Genomic DNA, 19,709 nt, shown 5'->3' with positions numbered 1-19,709 from the left:
ACGGCCTCCGTCAGACCTGACCGGCGAGCATCATGTCGGCAAGCCGCACGGCACGCGCGCCGACCTGCCGGGCCCATTTCGAATCGAGCATGCCCTTGGCCGCGCTTGCGTAGTCGGCCCGCTTCATTGCGTCCAGCGTGTTGACGAACGAGAGCAGATTGCCGCCCAGGTTGAACGCCATGTTGATGACGACGCGCTGTCGGACGCCGTCGAGCCCGCGCCACCAGGGGAGTTGGTCATCGAGCCAGGTTACGGTGCGGCCGATGTCGTCCGACAGCAGTAGATCGCATTCGCGATCGCTGATGCCGACGTCGGTGAGATTGCGGCCGACGCCGATCGTGAGCTTGCCGACGGTGTCGGTGTAGGGCTTCAGCAGCCGGCCTTCGTCACGGCTTAGTTCGGATATCAATTTTTCTTCATCGTATGTTTTCATGTAGGAATCCTATGTTTCTCCAATTAGAGTTTCACTAGAATTTCCGTCTCGCGTGACATTCCTGTCTTCAGGATGGAATGATCGCTTTGCGGGAGGTGCTTGCTTGGACGTTTCGCGGGCCGGGAGTTCGATGCAACGGCCGTTAAGGGTTCTTCTGCATCCGCGGCGCCTCTCGGGCTGTCTGTTTAATTGTGTCATCCTGATTGGACAAGAATGGCGGCAGTGTCGGCAGTGTTATGTCAGGCCAATTCGGCATGTCACTGCACTCGCGTAGAACTTGTCGGTAGTTGAGCAATATAGCGAATTGATCGGCTGTCAGAGTCGTTCCCCGGCCAAGCAGCTTTTCGTCTTGATGTCTTGCGACAAGCCAGTCGGTCGCCCTCAACACGGCGTCTCGCGACGCTCGCATAAAGGCAGCTGCTTGGGCCGATGACGGCGGTGGAGCAGTCAACCATACCGGCTTCAGATTTTCGTCAAGTGCCTGTCGCTGTCCCGCTGGCACTTGCAGCAAGTAGTTGTATTCTTCCACACTCAGTCGCACTGATGCGGCCCCCTCAGGCACCTGGACAATATCGCTATCGTAGAATCCCGTGATAAAATGGCAGGGATCATTGCCGTCGTATACTGCAAATAAATTTCCCATATTCTCCACCTTTAATTTCCAACCGCAAAATATCTTGCTCCGTACGAACGATATTCCGGTCCATTTCCCACACCTCCGATTGACCAAACCTTGAATTGAGTCGGTGAAATTGGTCGAAATGAGAAGGTTCCTACTGCGGCATCAGAATCACTGCCCACGATTTGAAGGGCGCCGTGTGGAAATGCAATCGGAAAATTGACGAGCGTCCCAGAAAAACCATCACGCTCGTTGAAAGTAGCAATTCCCCACTGAAAGATCAGGCCCCCAGGTAATTTTTGAAAACCTGCTTGTGAATGGTAATGCGCGAATTGTTCGCCAATACGTTGCGTATAGGTTCCAAACGCCTGCCAATATTTTCCACTCCATACCAGTTTGACGAACTCGCCTGCAACGAGCGTGATCGAAACGGCGAGACCCACGGTAGTGTCGATGATTTGATCTGCCTTGTAGGTACTAATAATCAAATCAGATACGGAGCCACGCTGAAAGGTAATTGTCGCCCCCACCGGCAGGTTCGCTTCATTTGGCAACGTAGCTGTCTGATTTGAACGGCCATTGAAGTAGCAAAATCCGCCGATGTCATCATTAGTTAATAATGTAACTTCTTCGCTTATGCCGGAACCGGGTCGATTACCGCCGTTAAAGCTTCCCAATGCATGCCGCACGAAGGCCGTCGAGGCGATATTTGTACTGCTTTCGAATAAAGGCGGCGTCGGCACCTTTGGAAGACCAGTGAACGTCGGCGAGTCAATTTCTGCTTTTTTTTCTGGGTCAAAATTTCCGGTATCCCATGGCGTTTCCTTCCATACCGGACGAACTGGCAACGTTAACACGCCTTCCTCATCAATGAAGCTGTACTTGTACTCACCAGCTGGCCCCGTACGAAAAACAATATTGCGTCTACCCTGATCGTTATAGATCAGCGCGGCGGATGTATCATTCTCCACGCCCTGATTTACGCTCAGATTCGGGGTATTTAGCGTCCCCGTCATCGTATCGCCGGCTTTATTAACAGAGTTATCCCGCACCCAATGCTGCGTCGCAAAGTTGCCCGACAGCTGTTGCACAAATGCCGTCGTCGCCAGCCGAGTCGAGTCGTCTCCCGCACCCGGCGTCGGTGCAGTCGGCACACCTGTCAGCGCCGTATCGTTAAATATCGCGGCCTTCAGGTTTTCCACCAACGTATCGACGCTTCCATTGTCAATCGCGTCCTTTCCAGCCTGATCAACAATAAATTGTGCTAAAACAGCGGCCATGATCGAACTTTGCCGCAACACCTTGTTCATTTGCGCCGATTGCGCGATTCCTGACTGAAATCCTGACGAACGCGCGACAAGCGCCTCGTAATCCTGCTGCGAAAGCACGTTTGCATCATCGCCGGTGGCAAACGCCTTGAAGTCATTCTTGACCATCAATCCTCCATGCAATAAAAAAGCCGCCCTAAGGCGGCCTGATTCAACAATCCATTGCGACTATATTTCCCCATGCCCCTTCATCGAAACCTGCAACGTACTCGTTCTCCATATCGAATCCGAATAACGACGCGCCATCGACAGGCGTGACGATGACGTAATCCACCCGCACCCCTTCGGGCTTCAACGGGATGTAGCCCTCCGCAAGCAACGCAAGATACACGGCCGACGGAATCTTTCCGGTAATGCCGATCGTCATCGACATATCCTGATGATCCTCGATGAACGCATGGGTGCCGCCGCCGAAGATGCCGTTCAGGATTTCCGAGCCGCGCGCCAATGTCCCGTCCCAATGATTCGCACCGATCCGGGCTCGGATGACGAGCCGGTAGGTGTCGTCATCGAGCCGAGTCAGGCCGGTATCCGGATCGTGCGGCCCTTTCCAGACACCTTGCTCGAAACCCAGATGCTCGTTATCGAGCGAGAAATACACATCGGTCAACAGCGTGCGAATGCGCCGGGATATGCCGACCCACTGCCCGACGATGTCGAGCTGGTCACCGACAGCACGATCGAGGTCGAACTGGGCCGGAAGCCCGGCCAGCAACGTCATCTGCTCGACGAGCGGCCGCACGACGGCTGAAACGGTCGCGGCGAATCGCGGCCTGTCCCCGTGCTCCGACGTCAGCAGATCGAGATAATCGGTCAGCGCAGCCATCACTTCACCACCAGTTTCACGTCGGTACACGAGCACGACGCCGCCTCGTTGAAACGCAGCGCGACGTCGGGCGTGCCCGCACCGCGCGGCCCATTCAGCGTCAGGCCGGACAGCTTGAAGGTCGTGCCGCCGTTCACGCCGTTCGCCGTGCTCAACGCGTCGCCCCACTCCACGCTACCGGACAGCCCGCCGCCAATCGGCACGCCGTTGATATAGTCCGACACGGCCCGGCCAATTTCCTCGCCGGTCTGGGTCGTGTAGCCCGCGAGCGCCTTCAGGTCGAGCGTCGCCGTGATCGGCGCGGCCGTCGGACGGAAAAAGCGGATCGTACTCGGCCGGCCAAAATTGTCCGTCACGACGATCGCCGTCGTGCCATAGGTGCCGGCACCCGGCGTCTTTTTCACCAGGATCGCGTTCGCAATGGCAGCCGCGTCGCCACCTTCAACCACGAGCGAAATCGAATGCGGGGGAATGCCATGTACATCGACTTCGGACGTGTCGTTCTCGTAGGCGACGCAACGCATCACGCCGTCCACGTTGGTCACGGCGCCGACGATGCCCTCGAGCACGGTCAGCGAAGGCAGCGCAGTGGATACGGCCTGCCGCTGGCGCAGCGCGGCGTCGGTTTCGATCGGCGCGCCCGGTGCAGCCGGCGCCGCGTTCGTCACGGATTGCCAGCCTTGCGTCGGAGTGCCGATCGACGTGATCGTGCCGGCGGCGGCGGTGATCGCACCGAGCGTCGTGCAGGTCGCCGTGACCGTAATCTCGCCGGTGGGCGGGATCGTCACGCTGGCTGGGAGCGCCCATTGAAGATGGTTGCCGTCCTTCGCGATGCCGTTCGCGATTGTCGTGCCGGCCTGGCCGACGAGCTTCAGATCAGCACTCGAGTAGCTCGCCGCTTCGCGCGTGATGCCGTTGATCTTCACGTTGCTCGACAGCGCCGCGCCGATCGCCTTGGCCGGGCTGAACGAGTTGTAGATGCCGATCGCAACCGCATTCACATCGGCGATCGCCTTCGCGAACACGGCGATCAGCTGGCCATCCTGACTATCCGGCTCGATATAGATGTCGGCACCATAGATAGCGCGATATTGCTCCTGCAACCACGCAAAAGTTTCCGCGTAAGTCGGCGCGGTGATGCCGTGCGCGTCGATGGTCGGCGCGATGGAGGAAAGTGTCATCGTCACAATATGGCCTCGAGAGTCGTGTTGGTCGTGCCGTAGATCGTCCCGATCCTCGCGGTAACGCGCAGCGTGCGAGTGGCGGCGTCGATCTCGCTCGCGTAGGCGGCGATTTCGGTCACGCCGAGGGTGTCGAGAATGCAGGCGCGAACGGCCGCGTCGGCCGTACCTTGCGTGTTCTTGCCGAGTACCGCACCGGCCCATGGCATCCCGGCCGTGGTATCGAGAAACCATTCGCCGCGCAGCAGGCGCAGGCGCGTCAACACGGCCTGCGCCACGGCCTCCGGCGTGTCCTCGAGAAAGTCGTTCATCCCGCCGCCAAACGTGTAATCACCGTCGGCGTCGAGTTTTCTATACAACATGAATCCCCCTTTTCAATTGCGATTGATTCGTGGGAACAGCTTCATCGTCGCGCCCGGCCGGCTCGCGACCGGCGCCTCGTCTTATTGAACCGGGCCGGTGTTGCCGCCGCCTGGCTGCACGCCACCGTGCGAGTGCGTGTCGTCGATACGCTTGCCGTTGGCGGTCAATGTGCCAATGAAATTGATGGTGCCGGAGATGGCCGCGGCCACACCCTGCCCCGTGCTGCCGATCAGACCGGCCAGGAACGTGAAAACACCCTTGACGGTCAGCGCACCGGAGAACGTGGATTGCGGCGACGTCACCGTCACCGAGTCGTTCGCATTGAACACGATGCGCGGCGCGTCGACCTCAAAGCCGCCCGGTGCCACGATCTTCACCGCGCTCGCGGCCGGATTCAGTTCGATGAACGCCGCGCCGTCGTCGCTGCGCAGTTGCACCGCAGCCGTGGCGACTGCCGGCAGCACGCGCGGCTTCGAGCGAAAGCCCAGCAGGGCGAAGCCGTCGGACAGATCGTGCATCCGGAATTCGGCCTGCTCCTGCACGCCGCCCGACTGCCACCAGGCGTCGATGCAGCGCGAGGCAAACACGACCAGGCACTCGTCGCCGGCCACCACGGGAAAAGTCAACGTACACTGGCCGCCAGCCGGAAATTGCACCGGACAATCGACCAGAGGCGGAAGCGCAACCGTCGTGACGCCACCGTCGCTCGCGGTGATCTGCGCCTTGATGGCGGGCTGGATAACCACGGTCTGGGTACCGACATCGTAGGATTCGATGGTGCCGGGCAGCGCCGTCCAGAGGTCGGCCTGCTGGCCGCGCAAGGCCGCGCGCAACGACATCAGCGGATCGCCGATTTGCTCGTTTCGATTCATGGTGAGGAAATAACGATAAAAGGAAGCCATCGCGCCGCTCGTGGCACGTGCCGCGACAATGGATAGCGGCTCCACGGCGCTGTTATCGCGAGCGCAGGTGGAAACCATCACCCGCGACTCGGCGCTCGCATCGATCAGCCGTTCGAGATCACGCCCAGCTTCGCCGGTGCGGGCGCCCTGACGCCACCTGCACCATCCGACGTTTCCACTCCCGACGTCGCATCCGCAGGCAGACAGATGATTTCGGTGTACCAGTCGTTTCCGCTTGTGTCGCCCTTGATCGATGCGTTCACGACGCAATAGATGCCGTCCTTGTCGATCAGGTTGGCCCGGGATTGCTCGGCAGTACCTGCGTTCCGGTCGACACCGGACCCGCTCTCGGTGGGTGGAATACTCGCGTTATCGAGCTTGACCAGATGCCCGATCCTGATCGATGGATTCAGCAGCATCCGCACCTTGATGCCGCCAGTCTCCAACGTCATCGTCTCGAGCATGCCGGTCCGGGCGGTGATGACCGGCACCTCTCCGGGCACATACGAGGTTTCAGGCACGATCTGCAAACGGCCGTCCTGAATCGACCAGAGCGTATGCGTGGTCCTCGCGACGATTTCAAGGCGATCGCGCGCCATGCCGAACATCACCTTGCCACGTGGCAGCGGGTTTCCGCCAAGCGCCGGACGGTAGCCCGCGCTCACGCCGCACGGCTCCATCGCCGCCGTGCAGGCCTTCACGTGATCCTCGGGCAGCGACCCCGCCGCGAGCGTCTTGTTCACGATGGCAAAGTTATAAGCCATGTCGCCATCGTTGGCGGTGATGTTCAGTAGTGTGTCGGTCGCGCTCTCGCGGCCCCGCGACACGTTCACGATCGAGCCGTCGAAAATGATGCCGTAATTGCCTTCGTAGCCGGCCTGCAGCACGATCCGCGTGAACTCCTTGCTCTCGGCTTTCTGCACGGTGTGCTCCGAGAGGTTGTAGACGGTGAGATCAAGCGTGTTTGGCGAATGCGTGTCGCCACGCTTCACGGCGAACCTGATCCTCAGGTCGGAGAGATCGAGCGCGGCGCCGGAATCGGGGCCAATGACGAGCCCTACCTTGCGGCCGAATTGCGTAGTCATGAGTCTGTCGCCCAGAAAACGTGAGAACCGACGCCGAGATCGTCGAAGCTCGGGAGCTCGTCGGGGCCGTCGTCACCCTGCACCCAGAGTCGGCCGCCCAGGCCGAGATGGCGATACTGGCCAAGCAGATCGACACCGGTGACGAGCGGGATGCCATTGATTAGCGGATCGCCGCTGGCGTGCGCCATGTCGAGGGTCCAGCCGGCCTCTGCGGCGTCGCGATACAGCACGGTCAACCGATACGCCACGCCGCTCAACGTGATGGAAAACACCTGCGGAGTCGGCGCCAGCGGAATTTCATAGAAAGTCGTCATCAGCATGCCTCACGATGGCGTGAAAGAGCCGCCGCGTGCCGGCCTGGCCGGCAGCGCGGATTTGGTGCCCATGCTCTGGGTCTCGGCGGTGGCCGCCGGACGCGCCTGGTTCGCGCGCGGCGGCAGCGTCGTCGACTTCGTGCTGACGACGTTGACCTGTTGCAGCGTCACGCTGATCGGCAGTGCCGCACCGCTGGCGTTATCCGTCTCGAGCGACAGGGATGTGACCAGCATGTTCGAATACTTGCGCCGGGTGGTGACGATATCGAGCAGTTCGTGATCGGCCTGCAACTGCAGCAGCTTGCTGTAGACCGCGTCGATATAGGTGCCGCCCACCATCGAATTCGCACCGGTGGTGTCGAACGCGACGGCAGCGGCACCAAACAGCGCCGATGTATCGGCATTGCTCCAGCCACACTTCATCACGATCTGGCGCGGGTTCATGTAGGCGTGGTCGCTGATCGTCGCATTGGTTTCGACGGGAAGATTGGTGACGGTGACGTCGTCGGTGTACGCCTCGGTTATCACGGCCGAAATCGTGAGGCTGCCGATCTTCTTGCGTCCGACCAACATGACGTCGAGGATGTCGGAGATCGAATTCACTGAAATGCTCCCTGCATGTTCCTGCCCACGTGGTCCATCACCGACCGCTGCTCACGGCCGATCGCCTGCGCGGTTGCGTGCGGATCGTGGGCACCCGTCACTCGAATCGTCACGTCGTTGTGGATCTCGACGTGGTTGGTTCGCGCGCCCTGTCTGCCTGCGGTCGCGTGCGGTGTCGGCATGATCATCAGACGCGAATTGAACAACGCGTCGCCGGCCCGCCTGGCATCGATCGACGCGTGATTCTTGCCTACGGCGTCGTAGTGACCGCGTCCGGTGTCCGGGTCCTGGAAACTCGCCCACTCTCGCGACATGCCGACCAGTGCTGCATGGCGATCCGAGCTCTTGCCCAACAGATAATCGCCGATGGCACGACGCTTTCTTAACACCAGGTATGCGAGGACTTGGTCCTGCAACGACTGATCGAACAACTCGTTGCCGGTCAGATGAAGGGCAGCCGCCGCTTGGCCGAGCGTACCGGGCACGAGCTGATACCGACCGGCCGCCTTGAACTTGCCGGCGCGCTGCGCCTCCATCACCTGCGCCACCGTCATGGAGGTAAGCGCTGCGGTGCTCGCCTTGTAGGCACCTTTGGCGCCTAGATTCACGCTGTTGTAGTCGCCCTCCCCCGAAGCAATCAGGTTGCCGATCGGTAAATGTGCGAGGCGCTCGGCAAACTGCACACGTGCCGATGGGCCATATGCGCCATATCTGCGCAGAACACTTTGCCCTTTCTCGTTCAGATTCCCAATTCGAAACAGCGACTCGAGGCCACCGAATGTCGGGCCTGCCCACCGCAATGCTCCTGCAAAAGCTTCGATCGCCCGGACTCCTGCTGTCGGCATGGCAGCCTCGCTGGTTGTCGCCGCGCGGCTCGCGGCGTTCGCCATCTTGCCGAGTTTGGTCGAAGCCGGCTTCGCGTGTACCGTTGTGTCCGCAACGGCCTGCGGTATTTTGCCGATGGCGGCCTTGGTCGTACCATCGCCATCGGCCACCGCAGCCCGCGCGTTTCGCGGCGACATTCCGGTAGTTGGAAGTCCCACCCGCTTCGCAGCGCTCGCCATCTTGGCCGCCCATCCATCTTTGGCAACGGTGGACCTCGCGGTGACGTTCGCGGTAGATGTTGCCGCCTTCCCGAAGGGTCTTTTCACGCTGATGCCGGACACATGATCGAGTGCCGTCGGTGCCACCCTTCCGGCACCGGCTTTCAAATGACGCAGCGTATCCAGCAGAGCGTATGCGCCGTGGCTCGCTGCATCGGCTCCATCCCCCACGTCGCCGCCTTCGGCGGATCTGCGGGTTTCCAACGCCGACACGAATGCCATAGCGCGCGCCCCGAGTGCAGCAGCGGCCTCGGCGGCAGCAGCCGCCATCGAGGCGGCCGACTTACCCGTCCTGACTCTCGTCGCCTTCGACCTGGCGCTGCGGATCGCCTTGTCGACGGCGTCGCTGATTCTCCTTGCCGATTCGGCATCGAGCCTGATGCCGAGCGCAGTGAAAAACTCCTGGATCACCGACTTGTCAGCCATGCCTGTTCTCCTGTCTACGGCTCGCGGCCGCCTCGTTGTCTGCCCGCACCGCGATCGCGTCGTTCATCAGCGCGATATCGGCCAGGCCGAGCGTGCCGTCGAGCAATGACTCGTAACGACACCAGCCCTGCCGGACCGGTTCGAGCAGCCAATCCTCGCCACCCGGCAACGCTCTCATCCAGCCGGTGTCGGCTCGGTCGGGCTGCTCACTGGGTCGGTAAGCAGCCCTTGAATAAAAGGGCCGAGGTTTTCGATGATCACGCGGCCCGTCAGATTGAGCATCACGCCCATGTCGATGTCGTCGAACATGCAGATGTCCTGCGTCGTCGACCAGACTCGCGCCCAGCCGTTGCCGTGTCGACGCTCCACCACGCGCATGCAGGCACCGATGACGTATTCCGCCTCCTCATCCTTCATGCGTGCGAGCGCTTCCAGCACCGGTTCGATCGAGGTCGCGAGCGGTGCCAGATTCTTCACCAGCGGCGGTTCGAATTCCTGCAGTTCAAAGTACGCCAGAATCAGCGGCGGCAACACTGGCGCGATGCGGCGGCTCACGTGGAACTGCTGCATCGCGCTCAGTTTGCCGATCTGATAGCGCGTGCCGTTCAGATCGGTTTCAGTGGTCATCGTCAGTAGGTTCCGAGGATGCCGTCGATCTTGATCGCATCGAATACCCATTCCACGATGTCGGTGTCGGCCTTGTACGTCATATCCGGCACCTTGCTGAACGCGCAACCGCGTGCGCTATAGAGATCACCGGCCGCCGATTGCCCGACCTCGATCAGGTTCTTGCCCCACTGGCTGCTGTCCAGTTGCTGCGCGTCGTAGAGCGCCATCAGCTTCGCGTTGATGGGCGCGGTCTTCAGATAATGCAGCTTCACCTGCCCGGACTTGTTTGCACTCAGGCTGTGCATCCCCTCGCCGTCGGCACCGATCGACATCGTGTTGCTGCTCGCGGCACGCGAGATCGAGATGCCCTCGGTCGCGTTCGCCTCGCCATAGCCGAGAGAAAAGGCCCCACCGGGGCCGACCAGCGTCGCGGTGACGTCCTGAAAACTGTACGTTGCCATCGTGAATTGCTCCTTTATCGATTAACGTTGACGGCGATGTCGGCGCCATGAATCGCACCGGCCTCCTTCGCCGCAATCTGGAATACCACCGACTTGCGCGCCTCGCGGTCGGCCTGGGATTGCCGGGCGATCGGCGGCGTATAGACGTAGTAGCCTTTCGCCAGCGTGTCGCCCTGGCTCAATGCGCCGAACCCTGCCGAATTCCACACGCCGGGAGCGAGATAGCCGTTGTTGACGGCGGCCTCGCACGCGGCCGAGATCACCGCGGCGATCAGTGCGTTGCCGGCGTCGGTCTGGGGAATCTTGGTCGGGCTCTGATACAGCAGGTTGAACAGATCCGTCTCCACGCGATTGCGGAACCAGATCGCGTTGTAGATCGAATCCATGAAGATGCCGCTCGGCGTCACGCCGTACTGGACGATCGAGGTGTCGTTGCCATACCCGACGAACACGTTGCAGCGCTTCGTCTGCAGCACGTTCGCCTCGGTGCTGGACAACTGCTCGGCCGCCACGCTCGGCTCCTGCTTGAACATCAGCGTGATGGTCGTGCTGTTGCCATTGAAGTTCACCGTCAGCAGACGGCCGAGCAGCGACGTGACGGCATACGGCGAGGTGCTCGAATACTGCACGATCGTGTATTTCAGTTCGAGTGCCTTGAGGCTGCTCGCCAGATCGGTCGAAACCGTTGCGTCCAGCGTCTGCGGGTTGCGGGTTGTGACGCCGTAGAGATGGCGCTGATCCGCTTCGACCAGCTTCGCGACCGCGATGTGCTGGGCATCGGTGATGGACGAATCCGCGAACGTCATGGCGAGGAACTGGCCGGCGAAGCGGTCCAGCAGCACCGCCACGGCCTCGGCCGGCTGCTCGGGCGCCGTGCCGGAAGCGGGCACGCCGGCCAGCTCGTTGGTCAGGCCGAGCATGGTCGACAGATCGGTGCCGCTCTGCGGCGAACTCGCGTAGCCGATCGTCGATTCCGCGCCGCTCGAGCGCGAGGTGACGACGAACCGCGACCCGGTCCAGGCGATCACCGCGCCCGTCAGCTTGGCGTTGATCACGGCGGCGACGCCGTTCAGGTTGGTCTGATCGGCGAGGTCGACGCCGCTGATCGTCTTGACCTCGCCATCGATCGGCAGATCGAATGCGCCGGCCGTCACCTCGTTCCAGGCACTCATCTCCTGCTGCTCGACCGACAGCGCGCCGCCGCGCAACGAGCCGGCGCTCGCCGTCTTCGCCCAGCGGCCGATCATCAGCGACTGAGGTTGCGGCATCTGGTTGAAGTAGAGCGCCGCGGCGGCATACTCGGGCGAACCGGTGCCGAAGTCGGCGGCCACCTCATCGATGCCGCCGTATGTTCGGGCGCGCTCGGCTGTGTCGATCACGGCCGACGGTCCGAGGACGAGCGCGGTATTGAGACTTGCACCTTGCGCCGCAAGCGGCGACATGTTGATCGTCACGTTGATCAAACGCGACACGGGCAATCCGTTGGACATGCTGATCCTCCTTAGGAGTGGACGGATGAAATGTCGGACGCGGGCGTCGACGAATCGGTCGTCATCGCCGCGCTGGCCGAACGAAGGTTGAGGACCGCATAGGTCCGGGTGAGCTTGCGGCGCAGCGATACGGTGATGTCGTAGCGGTACGCCGCGGGTTGATCGGCTTGCCGATCGACGGGTTCGGGCGATGCCCGAATCGGGCTGGCTCCGGCGAACGCCATGTCGTGCAGTTGCAATGGCTCGCGGTTCTGCGGCATGGCAAGTCCGTCGGCGAGACGCTGTGCGTAACTCCGTGCCTGAGGACCAGAGAAACGGCAAAGCACCTCGATTTCCTGATGCTGCACGTAGCAATCGCGACCCTCGCCGGTGCCGTCGTGACGAATCACCGGTCCGGCGTCGGAGCAAAGCGAGTGGATGCCGAAGACACATCCATCGGCATACGGACTCGGCGTCGACAGCGGGGTGGCCTTCCCCACGGGCCAGACGGCATCGGGGGGGAGTGTCGTGACGCCCGCGATCAATTCGCCGAGCAACTCGTCAAGTCCATCGTCCTCGATCGGCGGTTGAGCGCTGGCCGGCGTCAGGTATCCGCCGGTCGAGCTATCGTTCATGGCGGCGCTCCGATAAGGGCACGCCATCTGCGCTCGCTTCGGCGAAATGATCCGAGACGACGTGTATTTCGCTCGTTGCGGCGTCGGCGAACCGGCCGGCGCGATCGATGCCGTTCGCGCAAACGCATTCGGGACCGCTGGATGCCGTTCGGCGGCAGACGGGTCCGGCATCCACGCGAACGGAATCGCGTGAAACGTCGTTGGCGTCGAGTGATGCCATAGGTCGCTCCAATAAAAAAGGGCCGCGCGTAGCGGCCCTGATGACGGGGATGATGTGTAACTTCGGTCTGCAGACAGCGTTGGCAAGCTGACGGCCCGCTCGTGCGCCGAGCGTCGAATTTCTACACGCCGCCGGCACGCCAATTCGAATGAAACTGACCGCCACCGATGGGCGGTCGAGGCCGCCATGCACGGATGACCCGCAAATAAAAAAGGTTCATCGCAGGATTCCGTGGAGCCGTGGCGAGCAGTTTTGTAATCTGACGTCTTTCAAGCAAGGCGTTGGAGGATGAAGTGCTCGATCGCAAGGCATTGCAAGCGCTGGGCTGCTGGACGGGCTATCGGCTGGAGCGGGTGGAGTGGCCACAAGGCGAAGGCCGCACGCTCGCGCTGTATCTGAAACCGGTAGGCAAGGTGATGCTCTGCGAGCAATGCGGGGCGCGTTGCTCGCAGATCCACGAGACGTCGATTCGCAGAGTGCGCGATCTGCCACTGTTTGAATATCGTGTCGTGTTGCACGTGCCGCGTCGACGAGTGTGGTGCGATCACTGTGGCGGTCCGAGACTGGAGAAACTGGACTGGTTGGGCCGCTACCAGCGTGTCACGGAGCGGTTTGCCAAAGCCTGCGAGAAGCTGCTTCAGGCGGCCAGTGTGCAGGCAGTGGCGGCCTTTTACGATTTAGGCTGGCATACAGTCAAATCGATCGACAAGGCCCGTTTGCGTGCTCGAGTAAGGGATCCGGACTGGTCATCCATCCGCTATTTGGCGATGGACGAATTCGCACTTCACAAAGGTCACCGTTACGCCACGGTGGTCGTCGATCCGATTGGCCGTCAAGTGCTGTGGATCGGTCAGGGACGCTCACGCGAGACGGCCCGAGCCTTCTTCGAGCAGCTTCCGCCAGGCGTCGCCAAGCGCATCGAAGCGGTTGCCATCGACATGACGACGGCCTACGAGCTGGAGATCAATGCGCATTGCCCACAGGCCGAGATCGTCTACGACCTGTTCCATGTCGTTGCCAAATACGGACGCGAGGTCATTGACCGCGTTCGTGTCGATCAAGCCAATCAACTGCGCCACGACCGGCCGGCGCGAAAGGTTCTGAAGTCCAGCCGCTGGCTGCTGCTGCGCAACCGGCGCAATCTCAAACCGGAACAGTCGGTGCATCTGAAGGAGTTGCTGGAGGCCAACCAGCCGCTGTTATGTGTCTATCTGCTACGCGATGAACTCAAGCGGCTCTGGTTCTATCGCAAACCGGCGTGGGCCCAAAAGGCCTGGGAGCATTGGATAGAGCAGGCGGCGCAAAGCGGGATCGCTGCGCTCGAGTTGTTCGCCCGGCGCCTGCAAGGCTATTGGCACGGCATCGTCGCGCGCTGCCGGCACCCGCTCAATACCAGCGTGGTCGAGGGCATCAACAACACGATCAAGGTCATCAAGCGCCGCGCTTATGGGTATCGCGACGAGGAGTATTTCTTCCTCAAAATCCGCGCCGCGTTCCCCGGTAATCCGCGATGAACCATAAAAAAGCCCGCGAGATCGCGGGCTTCTGACTCTGGACACACGAATGACGTGTATCTGATGTTTCACATTATTGTGTGCCGAACACACATCGTCAAGAACATCGTCATCCTAAATGGCAACCTGGGACGTCAGGTCGCGGCATTCGTTTCGACCAGTCCGATCTCGATGAATCGCTGTTCGAGCTTCGCCCATGCCGCCTGCATGACGCCGGTGGTGCCGGTGCGTTGATCACCATCGAGCCATTTCCGAATCGTCGTATTGTGTTTGCTCACCGTATTGATATGCACGCCGCACGTGTGTGCGATGTCCACCAGATTGACCTTTGCGCCGAAGGTCTTTTCGATGATCGCCCGCCGCACGCGGTAATGCGAGCAACCCGAGCAGTGCGCCATCGACGCATCGGTCAACCAGGCAACGGCCGCCTGCCACTCGCCGTTCGGCCGCCAGTGCGAACAACAAGGTCTGCCGCAATCGCAGGGCAATTGCCGAGGCGCCGCGCGCGCGACGATCACGGCAAGATGCAACTCCGACAGGCTCTCGATCTCGCGGCGGATCATGCCAACCTGGGCAGCGCCGTCCAATCCGACCAGCCCCATCCCGGAGCCTTTTTTCGAAGCATCGACGTGCTTCGCCAGGATCGTCTCCCCATACTGCTGCGACGAATAACAGAGCGCAAAGCGGACCGCGTCGAACGCCGACTTGAATACGATCTCGCTCATCACGGCACCTGTATCGCCGCCGATAGCTCTCGCGATCTATCGAGCCAAGCTGCGCTGCCGGAAACCTGGCTTGCAACACGCGAGGACAACGGTGCCTGCTGCCCTTCCGGCAATCGTTCGACCGTATCGACGCTGTCGCTCTTCCGGCTTGACGCGGCGGCGTGAGTGGATCGCTTCCCGTGCATGATTTTCATCGTTCTCTCCGGTGTGCTCGCTCGGTTTCTACTGATTCGAGCCGGCAATACGTCATGACAAGACCGCACGTTCTGATTAGAAGTGCAAATCATTTTCGATACCCGTTTGGAATTTTAGGCACCTGGAATGTATCTACATCCGCCCGATCGGAAATCGGCCTGCCGCGCACCGATGCCGTTTCGCTTCGTTTCGAAATCTGATGTGCATCGGCGCGCCGGCCGCCGTGTCAATATTGAAAGACACCAACCGCGTCGTGCGAAAATTGAAGTTCTTATCCTCCCTCAACTTAAACAGCGGGGTTTGCATGGCGACGACCATCAACCTGAATTACACCGACAGAGCACGCGAAGCCCTGTCGGGTGCCGACAACACGATGTTTCACTACGAAACCGGCGCCCCCTTTCCGCAAACCGGCGATTTCCTCGAGACCGATCTGGCCGGCGGCACGCAGACCTTCATCGTGATCGGCCGGGTGTTTCGCTATCGAACCGACGAGATCGTGGTGAACGTCTATCTGGATCTCCCGCCCGGACCGGAGCCCGATGGCACCGACACCACTGTATCCGGCACGGAGGCCGACTGACCCTCAGGCGCCACGGCATCCAGAGCCGCGGCGGGATAGCGTCGTCGGGAGATGCCCGCCGGCATCCCTCATATCAACGTGTCTCGGAGTCTTCAAGGCCCGCTTTTCATCCCATCCTCGCCGTCGATTGCCGCGATGAAACCGGGCCGTCGTGAGCGGTCACGGCGGCGTTCGCCACTCTCGGCACGGACGCCGGACATGTGGCGTGCCTGCATGGTCAGCGTCACCGGTTTGTTGCTGCGCAAGGAAAAAGCACGGCGGAACAGCAGCGCCGTCAATTGGCTCGAGGGTGTTCCGGCCGATGCATCGCGCGCGCCCGGCGGTGGCTGGAAGTTGCGAAGCGGCCTAGCAATCTCCATCGGAACCCTGGCGGTCCCGACAGGCGGCACGGTGCCGGCCGGTGCGGGCCTGCCGCGCCGGCCGGCAGTCCGTGCGTACCGAGCCGCGCGGGCGGCGTCCATGTGAAGCGCGTGGGTGAATTTCCGATAACCGCCGCCGCTGCCAATCAATCGGTGGCCTGACGCTGTGCCTTGCTTAATTGCGATGACATTCATGGCGCAATTAAACACTATGTTTAATTAAAAATCAAACATGACGTTTATCAACAAGGCGAGCACTTGCGCCAACATTGCGCGCATGGAAAAGCCAATGCACGCGTCTGTCGCGCGGCTCCTTGCCGCGGCCAATAGGAAGGATCGCACGATCGTGCGACTTGCGGACCTCGCGCGCGCGCTCAACAAAAGCGAGCAAGTGTTGAACAACTGGGCTTATCGCGGTCACGGCGTGTCCAAGGAGGGGCGCCTGCTCGCACAGAAGATGCTGGGTATCGACGCGACCTGGATCGAGGATGGCAAGGGGCTGGAATTTGCGTCGGACGACCTGCACGCCGAGCTGACACCGAATCACCAGACCGCCGACAACGCGGCCCTGAGAAAATGCAGCCCGGCCGCTCAAACGCTGATCGACTCGATTATTGCCGCAGACGGTGCGGGAATTTCCAACGAGATATTTGAGGCCCTGCAGCGGACGCTGGAACTCTTTCTCGCGAACGATTCGCCACGAAGCACGCGGCCTCGAAAAGACGAGGCCGTGCGCTGATCGATGGATAAATATGGATGTCGCGCCGCGGAACGACACCGGTCTTTCCAAATAGTTCTCGTCACGCTGATTCACGCCTTCCTGCGTTTTATCTCGACTTCGATGATTTTTTCCAAAATCCGCTAATCTTGAAGAATCGAGACTTCCCTCTCGTGACGCTTCGCCATACGGATCAACGTGAACGGGTCGGGTGAGGCCGTCGATCCAGAAATAAACACGACGTTTACATCAAACGCAGCCTGACTCGCTGCACGCGATGGGTCCACCGCCTCTCTTACACGCACCACGACGTCCATCTAATGACCGCGCCAAGCCTGCACAGGTTAAGCGGCTAAAGCAAATGCCTCGGCCGGAGCCTTCATCTGCAGCGATTGATGCGGTCGCCGGTGCGTAATTCCGTACCAGCTTCGTGTACTTTTGACTCGTGAAAACCGGGCCGTTGTCATTCCTCAGCAAGAACGGCCTCGACACGCGCCCCAGAGTGCCGAATCGGGCGATCAAGGCATGTTCCAGCGCGTCGGTTGCGGTCGTCGCCTTTCCGCTGCGAGACAGGTGCCAACCCAGCAACTCGCGCGTGTAGCAATCGATGACCAAGGCTAAAGTTGCCCAGCCGTCTCGTCCTGCCCAAACACGGCACATGTCGGTGGACCAGCGCTCGTTTGGCTGCAGCGCAACCGATGGCATTGATTGCACGCGTGGCCGAAAGCCAACCGGCCGCTTGCGCACGTGCCAGCCCATCAACTGGAACACGCGTTGCACGGTGTTCTTGTTGAAGCCAGCAGGTGCGCCACCGTCCGATAACCGAACGATGGTGACTCTTCGATCATCGCCTTGATCGGTTCCGAGAAACGCGCCTGCACGACGGGATGTGCTTTGACTGGCCGGTAATACACGGTTCGGCGCGGCACGTCGAACCACCTGCAGAGCTGGGAAATCGAAACGACAACGCCTTCTTCTTTCAGTCCCTGATGGATCGTTTCGATCACTTCTCGTCCTCGCCCAGCAGGGACTGCAATTTTTTCTGGCGCGCAACTCCAGCATGGCTTCGCAGTAAGCCGCTTGCAGCTCCTTGACCTGCCGCTCGTATTGCTCTTGACGTCAAGCGGATTGGCGCGCAGCGCGTTCTTCATGCCTCGCTTGTCGTCGTCCACGTCCACCCAGTTCTCGACCTCGGATGGCGACCGGTCATAGGTGCGGTTGGCTTCGGCAACCGTCGTCTTGCCCTGAACGATGTCCGTCACCAGCGCGCTCTTGCGCTTGGCAGTCCATCGTTTGATATCTTCGTCCATCTTCGTGCTCATCGTCTTTTCGTTCAATATGACGTGAGCAGGTTTTGACTGGGTCGGTACACGATCGGCAGATCGACGGCGCCTTACTGTTCCCGAACCGGCGCGGCTAGACGCATCCGAAGAGTGGCTGGGCGTCGGTCTGGCAGAACGCCGTGTACGCCTTCATCGGCGCGCACGATCCCAAGATCGCGCGCGAGCAGGAAGGGAAGATGATGCGCGAGGCCGCGCAGCGCATCGCGAACCGGATCAACCGCCCGATAAAGGGAGGGATGGAAACGATGCCGACGAAGCACCCCGATGACTTCTCGATGGAGGATCTCCGCCCCGCCGCCATCACCATCGAATTGTCGAATCGAGACGCGGGCGCATACGATTTCGCCGCGCAGGCGAATCCCTGCACGGCACATCAGCGAGACGATCGAGGAAAGGTGAAGACGACAAATGCGATCGAGTAAATTCCGAAATTGCGTTTTCCGCTCCGAAATTCACATCATGGAAAGCAAAACAGGCGCCTAAGCGCCTGTTTTTACTGACATTCTTTGGGGTGGCTGATGGGACTCGAACCCACGACGACAGGAATCACAATCCTGGACTCTACCAACTGAGCTACAGCCACCACTGTTATTGCTTACTTCTGCTTCGTTGCCGTTTTGTTTCAGCAGCGAAGAAGTGAGATTATATGGACACTTCTTCGTTTTGTACAGCCCCTTTTTTAAAAAATTTCGGAGGGGGCCGTCAGGTGGGTTCGAGCCTCGGCGAAGATCGCCGCCACGTCGCCGCGCGAGAGCCGTTTGCTGTCCGACAGCACGCGCCGCCAGCCGCGCGCGCCATGCACGCCGCGGTAGAGCCCGAGCGCGTGGCGCACGATCGCGCCCAGGTAGGTGCCGCGTGCGACGGCGTCGGTGCAGTAGGCGATCAGCTGCGCCTCGATTTCCTCGCGCGTCGGCACTGCGCCGGCCGCACCGTAGAAACGCGCATCGACCTCGGCCAGCACGAACGGGTTGTGATAGGCCTCGCGGCCGAGCATCACGCCGTCGACGTGCTGCAAATGCGCATCGACTTCATCGAGCGTCGTGATGCCGCCGTTGATGATGATCTCGAGGTCAGGGAAATCCTGCTTGAGCCGGTACGCGTAATCGTACTTGAGCGGCGGGATCTCGCGGTTCTCCTTCGGCGAGAGGCCCTTCAGGATCGCGTTGCGCGCGTGGACGATGAATACGTCGCAGCCGGCCTGCGCGACGGTGCCCACGAAATCGCGCACGAACGCGTACTCCTCCACGGCATCCACGCCGATCCGGTGCTTGACCGTCACCGGCACCGACACCGCGTCGCGCATCGCCTTCACGCAATCGGCCACGAGCGTCGGCTCGTTCATCAGGCAGGCGCCGAACGCGCCGCGCTGCACGCGCTCCGACGGGCAGCCGCAGTTCAGGTTGATTTCGTCGTAGCCCCAGTTTTCACCGAGCTTGGCCGACTTTGCGAGATCGTCGGGTTCGCTGCCGCCCAGTTGCAGCGCGACGGGCGCCTCGTCGGGCGTGAACGCGAGATGGCGCGCCACGTCGCCATGCATCAGCGCGCCCGTCGTCACCATTTCCGTATACAGCCAGGCATGTCGCGAGATGGTTCGATGCAGGGCGCGACAATGGCGGTCAGTCCAGTCCATCATCGGCGCGACGGACACGCGGCGGGGCGTGGTTTTCGCGGAAAAATTCTTTTCAGTCAAGGTGT

Annotated in this window: 27 protein-coding genes, 1 tRNA gene and 1 pseudogene; 4 read left to right on the top strand and 25 right to left on the bottom strand. The window is 61.0% G+C overall.

The window, feature by feature from the left end; translation table 11 throughout:
* Positions 1-10: 10 nt before the first annotated feature.
* The 17 genes from bpln_RS08460 to bpln_RS35205 all read right to left on the bottom strand — a co-directional run bounded on the left by bpln_RS08460 (position 11) and on the right by bpln_RS35205 (position 12,577).
* Positions 11-433, bottom strand: coding sequence for a glycoside hydrolase family protein (locus bpln_RS08460; protein WP_055138566.1), 423 nt, complete (start codon positions 431-433; stop codon positions 11-13).
* Between the two features lie 142 nt (positions 434-575).
* The gene (locus bpln_RS33790; RefSeq protein ID WP_148654055.1) at positions 576-1,076 is read right to left on the bottom strand and encodes a tail fiber assembly protein; all 501 of its coding nucleotides are present in this window, start codon (positions 1,074-1,076) and stop codon (positions 576-578) included.
* A gap of 11 nt (positions 1,077-1,087) precedes the next feature.
* Positions 1,088-2,488, bottom strand: a complete 1,401-nt coding sequence (locus bpln_RS35215) for a gp53-like domain-containing protein (RefSeq protein WP_148653965.1) — start codon at positions 2,486-2,488, stop codon at positions 1,088-1,090.
* A gap of 43 nt (positions 2,489-2,531) precedes the next feature.
* Entirely contained in the window at positions 2,532-3,206 is a 675-nt protein-coding gene (locus bpln_RS08455; RefSeq protein WP_055138565.1) for a DUF2612 domain-containing protein, read from the bottom strand.
* Complete coding sequence (locus bpln_RS08450) at positions 3,206-4,387, bottom strand: baseplate J/gp47 family protein (protein WP_055138564.1); 1,182 nt, start codon at positions 4,385-4,387, stop codon at positions 3,206-3,208. The genes bpln_RS08455 and bpln_RS08450 overlap by 1 nt, the downstream gene beginning before the upstream one ends.
* A gap of 2 nt (positions 4,388-4,389) precedes the next feature.
* Entirely contained in the window at positions 4,390-4,749 is a 360-nt protein-coding gene (locus tag bpln_RS08445; protein ID WP_055138563.1) for a contractile injection system sheath initiator, read from the bottom strand.
* An 81-nt stretch (positions 4,750-4,830) separates the two neighbouring features.
* Complete coding sequence (locus tag bpln_RS08440; protein WP_042626569.1) at positions 4,831-5,622, bottom strand: Gp138 family membrane-puncturing spike protein; 792 nt, start codon at positions 5,620-5,622, stop codon at positions 4,831-4,833.
* Between the two features lie 134 nt (positions 5,623-5,756).
* A complete protein-coding gene (locus bpln_RS08435; RefSeq protein ID WP_042624830.1) occupies positions 5,757-6,737 on the bottom strand; it encodes a phage protein in 981 nt (326 codons plus the stop codon).
* Complete coding sequence (locus bpln_RS08430; protein ID WP_042626568.1) at positions 6,734-7,051, bottom strand: phage baseplate plug family protein; 318 nt, start codon at positions 7,049-7,051, stop codon at positions 6,734-6,736. The genes bpln_RS08435 and bpln_RS08430 overlap by 4 nt, the downstream gene beginning before the upstream one ends.
* 9 nt (positions 7,052-7,060) lie before the next feature.
* Positions 7,061-7,654, bottom strand: a complete 594-nt coding sequence (locus bpln_RS08425; RefSeq protein ID WP_042624829.1) for a phage baseplate protein — start codon at positions 7,652-7,654, stop codon at positions 7,061-7,063.
* Positions 7,651-9,183 carry a glycoside hydrolase family 104 protein gene (locus bpln_RS35210; RefSeq protein ID WP_148653964.1) on the bottom strand — a complete coding sequence of 511 codons (1,533 nt, stop codon included), beginning with the start codon at positions 9,181-9,183 and terminating at the stop codon, positions 7,651-7,653. Before bpln_RS35210 ends, bpln_RS08425 begins: the two co-directional genes overlap by 4 nt.
* A complete protein-coding gene (locus tag bpln_RS08410) occupies positions 9,176-9,361 on the bottom strand; it encodes a DUF6889 family protein (protein WP_055138561.1) in 186 nt (61 codons plus the stop codon). The genes bpln_RS35210 and bpln_RS08410 overlap by 8 nt, the downstream gene beginning before the upstream one ends.
* Positions 9,358-9,810 carry a phage tail assembly chaperone gene (locus bpln_RS08405; RefSeq protein WP_055138560.1) on the bottom strand — a complete coding sequence of 151 codons (453 nt, stop codon included), beginning with the start codon at positions 9,808-9,810 and terminating at the stop codon, positions 9,358-9,360. Before bpln_RS08405 ends, bpln_RS08410 begins: the two co-directional genes overlap by 4 nt.
* Before the next feature lie 2 nt (positions 9,811-9,812).
* Positions 9,813-10,253, bottom strand: a complete 441-nt coding sequence (locus bpln_RS08400; RefSeq protein WP_042624824.1) for a tail tube family protein — start codon at positions 10,251-10,253, stop codon at positions 9,813-9,815.
* Positions 10,254-10,267: 14 nt separating this feature from the next.
* Positions 10,268-11,743 (bottom strand): DUF3383 domain-containing protein, encoded by a 1,476-nt coding sequence (locus bpln_RS08395; RefSeq protein WP_055138559.1) that lies wholly within the window; start codon positions 11,741-11,743, stop codon positions 10,268-10,270.
* Positions 11,744-11,754: 11 nt separating this feature from the next.
* Positions 11,755-12,357: a phage neck terminator protein gene (locus bpln_RS08390; RefSeq protein WP_042626567.1), complete on the bottom strand. Its 603-nt coding sequence runs from the start codon at positions 12,355-12,357 to the stop codon at positions 11,755-11,757.
* Positions 12,347-12,577: a hypothetical protein gene (locus bpln_RS35205; protein WP_123863492.1), complete on the bottom strand. Its 231-nt coding sequence runs from the start codon at positions 12,575-12,577 to the stop codon at positions 12,347-12,349. Before bpln_RS35205 ends, bpln_RS08390 begins: the two co-directional genes overlap by 11 nt.
* A 293-nt stretch (positions 12,578-12,870) precedes the next feature.
* Between bpln_RS35205 and bpln_RS08385 the strand changes: the two genes are divergently transcribed.
* Positions 12,871-14,091, top strand: a complete 1,221-nt coding sequence (locus bpln_RS08385) for an ISL3 family transposase (RefSeq protein WP_055139483.1) — start codon at positions 12,871-12,873, stop codon at positions 14,089-14,091.
* Positions 14,092-14,225: 134 nt separating this feature from the next.
* Here bpln_RS08385 and bpln_RS08380 read toward each other — a convergent pair whose 3' ends face one another.
* On the bottom strand, positions 14,226-14,816 hold the full coding sequence (locus bpln_RS08380) for a hypothetical protein (protein ID WP_042624822.1): 591 nt from the start codon (positions 14,814-14,816) through the stop codon (positions 14,226-14,228).
* Positions 14,816-15,010: a hypothetical protein gene (locus bpln_RS35200; RefSeq protein WP_123863491.1), complete on the bottom strand. Its 195-nt coding sequence runs from the start codon at positions 15,008-15,010 to the stop codon at positions 14,816-14,818. The genes bpln_RS08380 and bpln_RS35200 overlap by 1 nt, the downstream gene beginning before the upstream one ends.
* A gap of 305 nt (positions 15,011-15,315) precedes the next feature.
* Here bpln_RS35200 and bpln_RS08375 point away from each other — a divergent pair, with 305 nt between their 5' ends.
* On the top strand, positions 15,316-15,594 hold the full coding sequence (locus bpln_RS08375) for a hypothetical protein (RefSeq protein WP_042624821.1): 279 nt from the start codon (positions 15,316-15,318) through the stop codon (positions 15,592-15,594).
* A gap of 92 nt (positions 15,595-15,686) precedes the next feature.
* Here bpln_RS08375 and bpln_RS35195 read toward each other — a convergent pair whose 3' ends face one another.
* The gene (locus bpln_RS35195) at positions 15,687-16,148 is read right to left on the bottom strand and encodes a hypothetical protein (RefSeq protein ID WP_148653963.1); all 462 of its coding nucleotides are present in this window, start codon (positions 16,146-16,148) and stop codon (positions 15,687-15,689) included.
* Between the two features lie 37 nt (positions 16,149-16,185).
* Between bpln_RS35195 and bpln_RS08370 the strand changes: the two genes are divergently transcribed.
* Positions 16,186-16,692 carry a hypothetical protein gene (locus bpln_RS08370; RefSeq protein ID WP_055138558.1) on the top strand — a complete coding sequence of 169 codons (507 nt, stop codon included), beginning with the start codon at positions 16,186-16,188 and terminating at the stop codon, positions 16,690-16,692.
* A 228-nt stretch (positions 16,693-16,920) separates the two neighbouring features.
* Here the strand turns inward: bpln_RS08370 and bpln_RS37640 are convergent, their stop codons facing one another.
* The 3 genes and pseudogenes from bpln_RS37640 to bpln_RS33780 form a co-directional block, all read right to left on the bottom strand.
* On the bottom strand, positions 16,921-17,331 hold the full coding sequence (locus bpln_RS37640; protein WP_244131916.1) for a DDE-type integrase/transposase/recombinase: 411 nt from the start codon (positions 17,329-17,331) through the stop codon (positions 16,921-16,923).
* Positions 17,332-17,429: 98 nt separating this feature from the next.
* Positions 17,430-17,678 carry a hypothetical protein gene (locus bpln_RS37635; protein WP_158336051.1) on the bottom strand — a complete coding sequence of 83 codons (249 nt, stop codon included), beginning with the start codon at positions 17,676-17,678 and terminating at the stop codon, positions 17,430-17,432.
* Positions 17,675-17,993 (bottom strand): annotated as a pseudogene (locus tag bpln_RS33780) (DUF1153 domain-containing protein). Before bpln_RS33780 ends, bpln_RS37635 begins: the two are co-directional and overlap by 4 nt.
* A 140-nt stretch (positions 17,994-18,133) precedes the next feature.
* Here bpln_RS33780 and bpln_RS08365 point away from each other — a divergent pair.
* A complete protein-coding gene (locus bpln_RS08365) occupies positions 18,134-18,436 on the top strand; it encodes a hypothetical protein (protein WP_055138557.1) in 303 nt (100 codons plus the stop codon).
* An 85-nt stretch (positions 18,437-18,521) separates the two neighbouring features.
* Here bpln_RS08365 and bpln_RS08360 read toward each other — a convergent pair.
* Positions 18,522-18,597 (bottom strand) — tRNA-His (locus bpln_RS08360).
* Positions 18,598-18,693: 96 nt separating this feature from the next.
* A complete protein-coding gene (dusA, locus tag bpln_RS08355; RefSeq protein WP_055139482.1) occupies positions 18,694-19,647 on the bottom strand; it encodes a tRNA dihydrouridine(20/20a) synthase DusA in 954 nt (317 codons plus the stop codon).
* Positions 19,648-19,709 lie beyond the last annotated feature (62 nt).

The organism is Burkholderia plantarii, from assembly GCF_001411805.1.
Taxonomy (GTDB): Bacteria; Pseudomonadota; Gammaproteobacteria; order Burkholderiales; family Burkholderiaceae; genus Burkholderia; species Burkholderia plantarii.
This window is presented reverse-complemented; position numbering and strand designations above follow the sequence as displayed.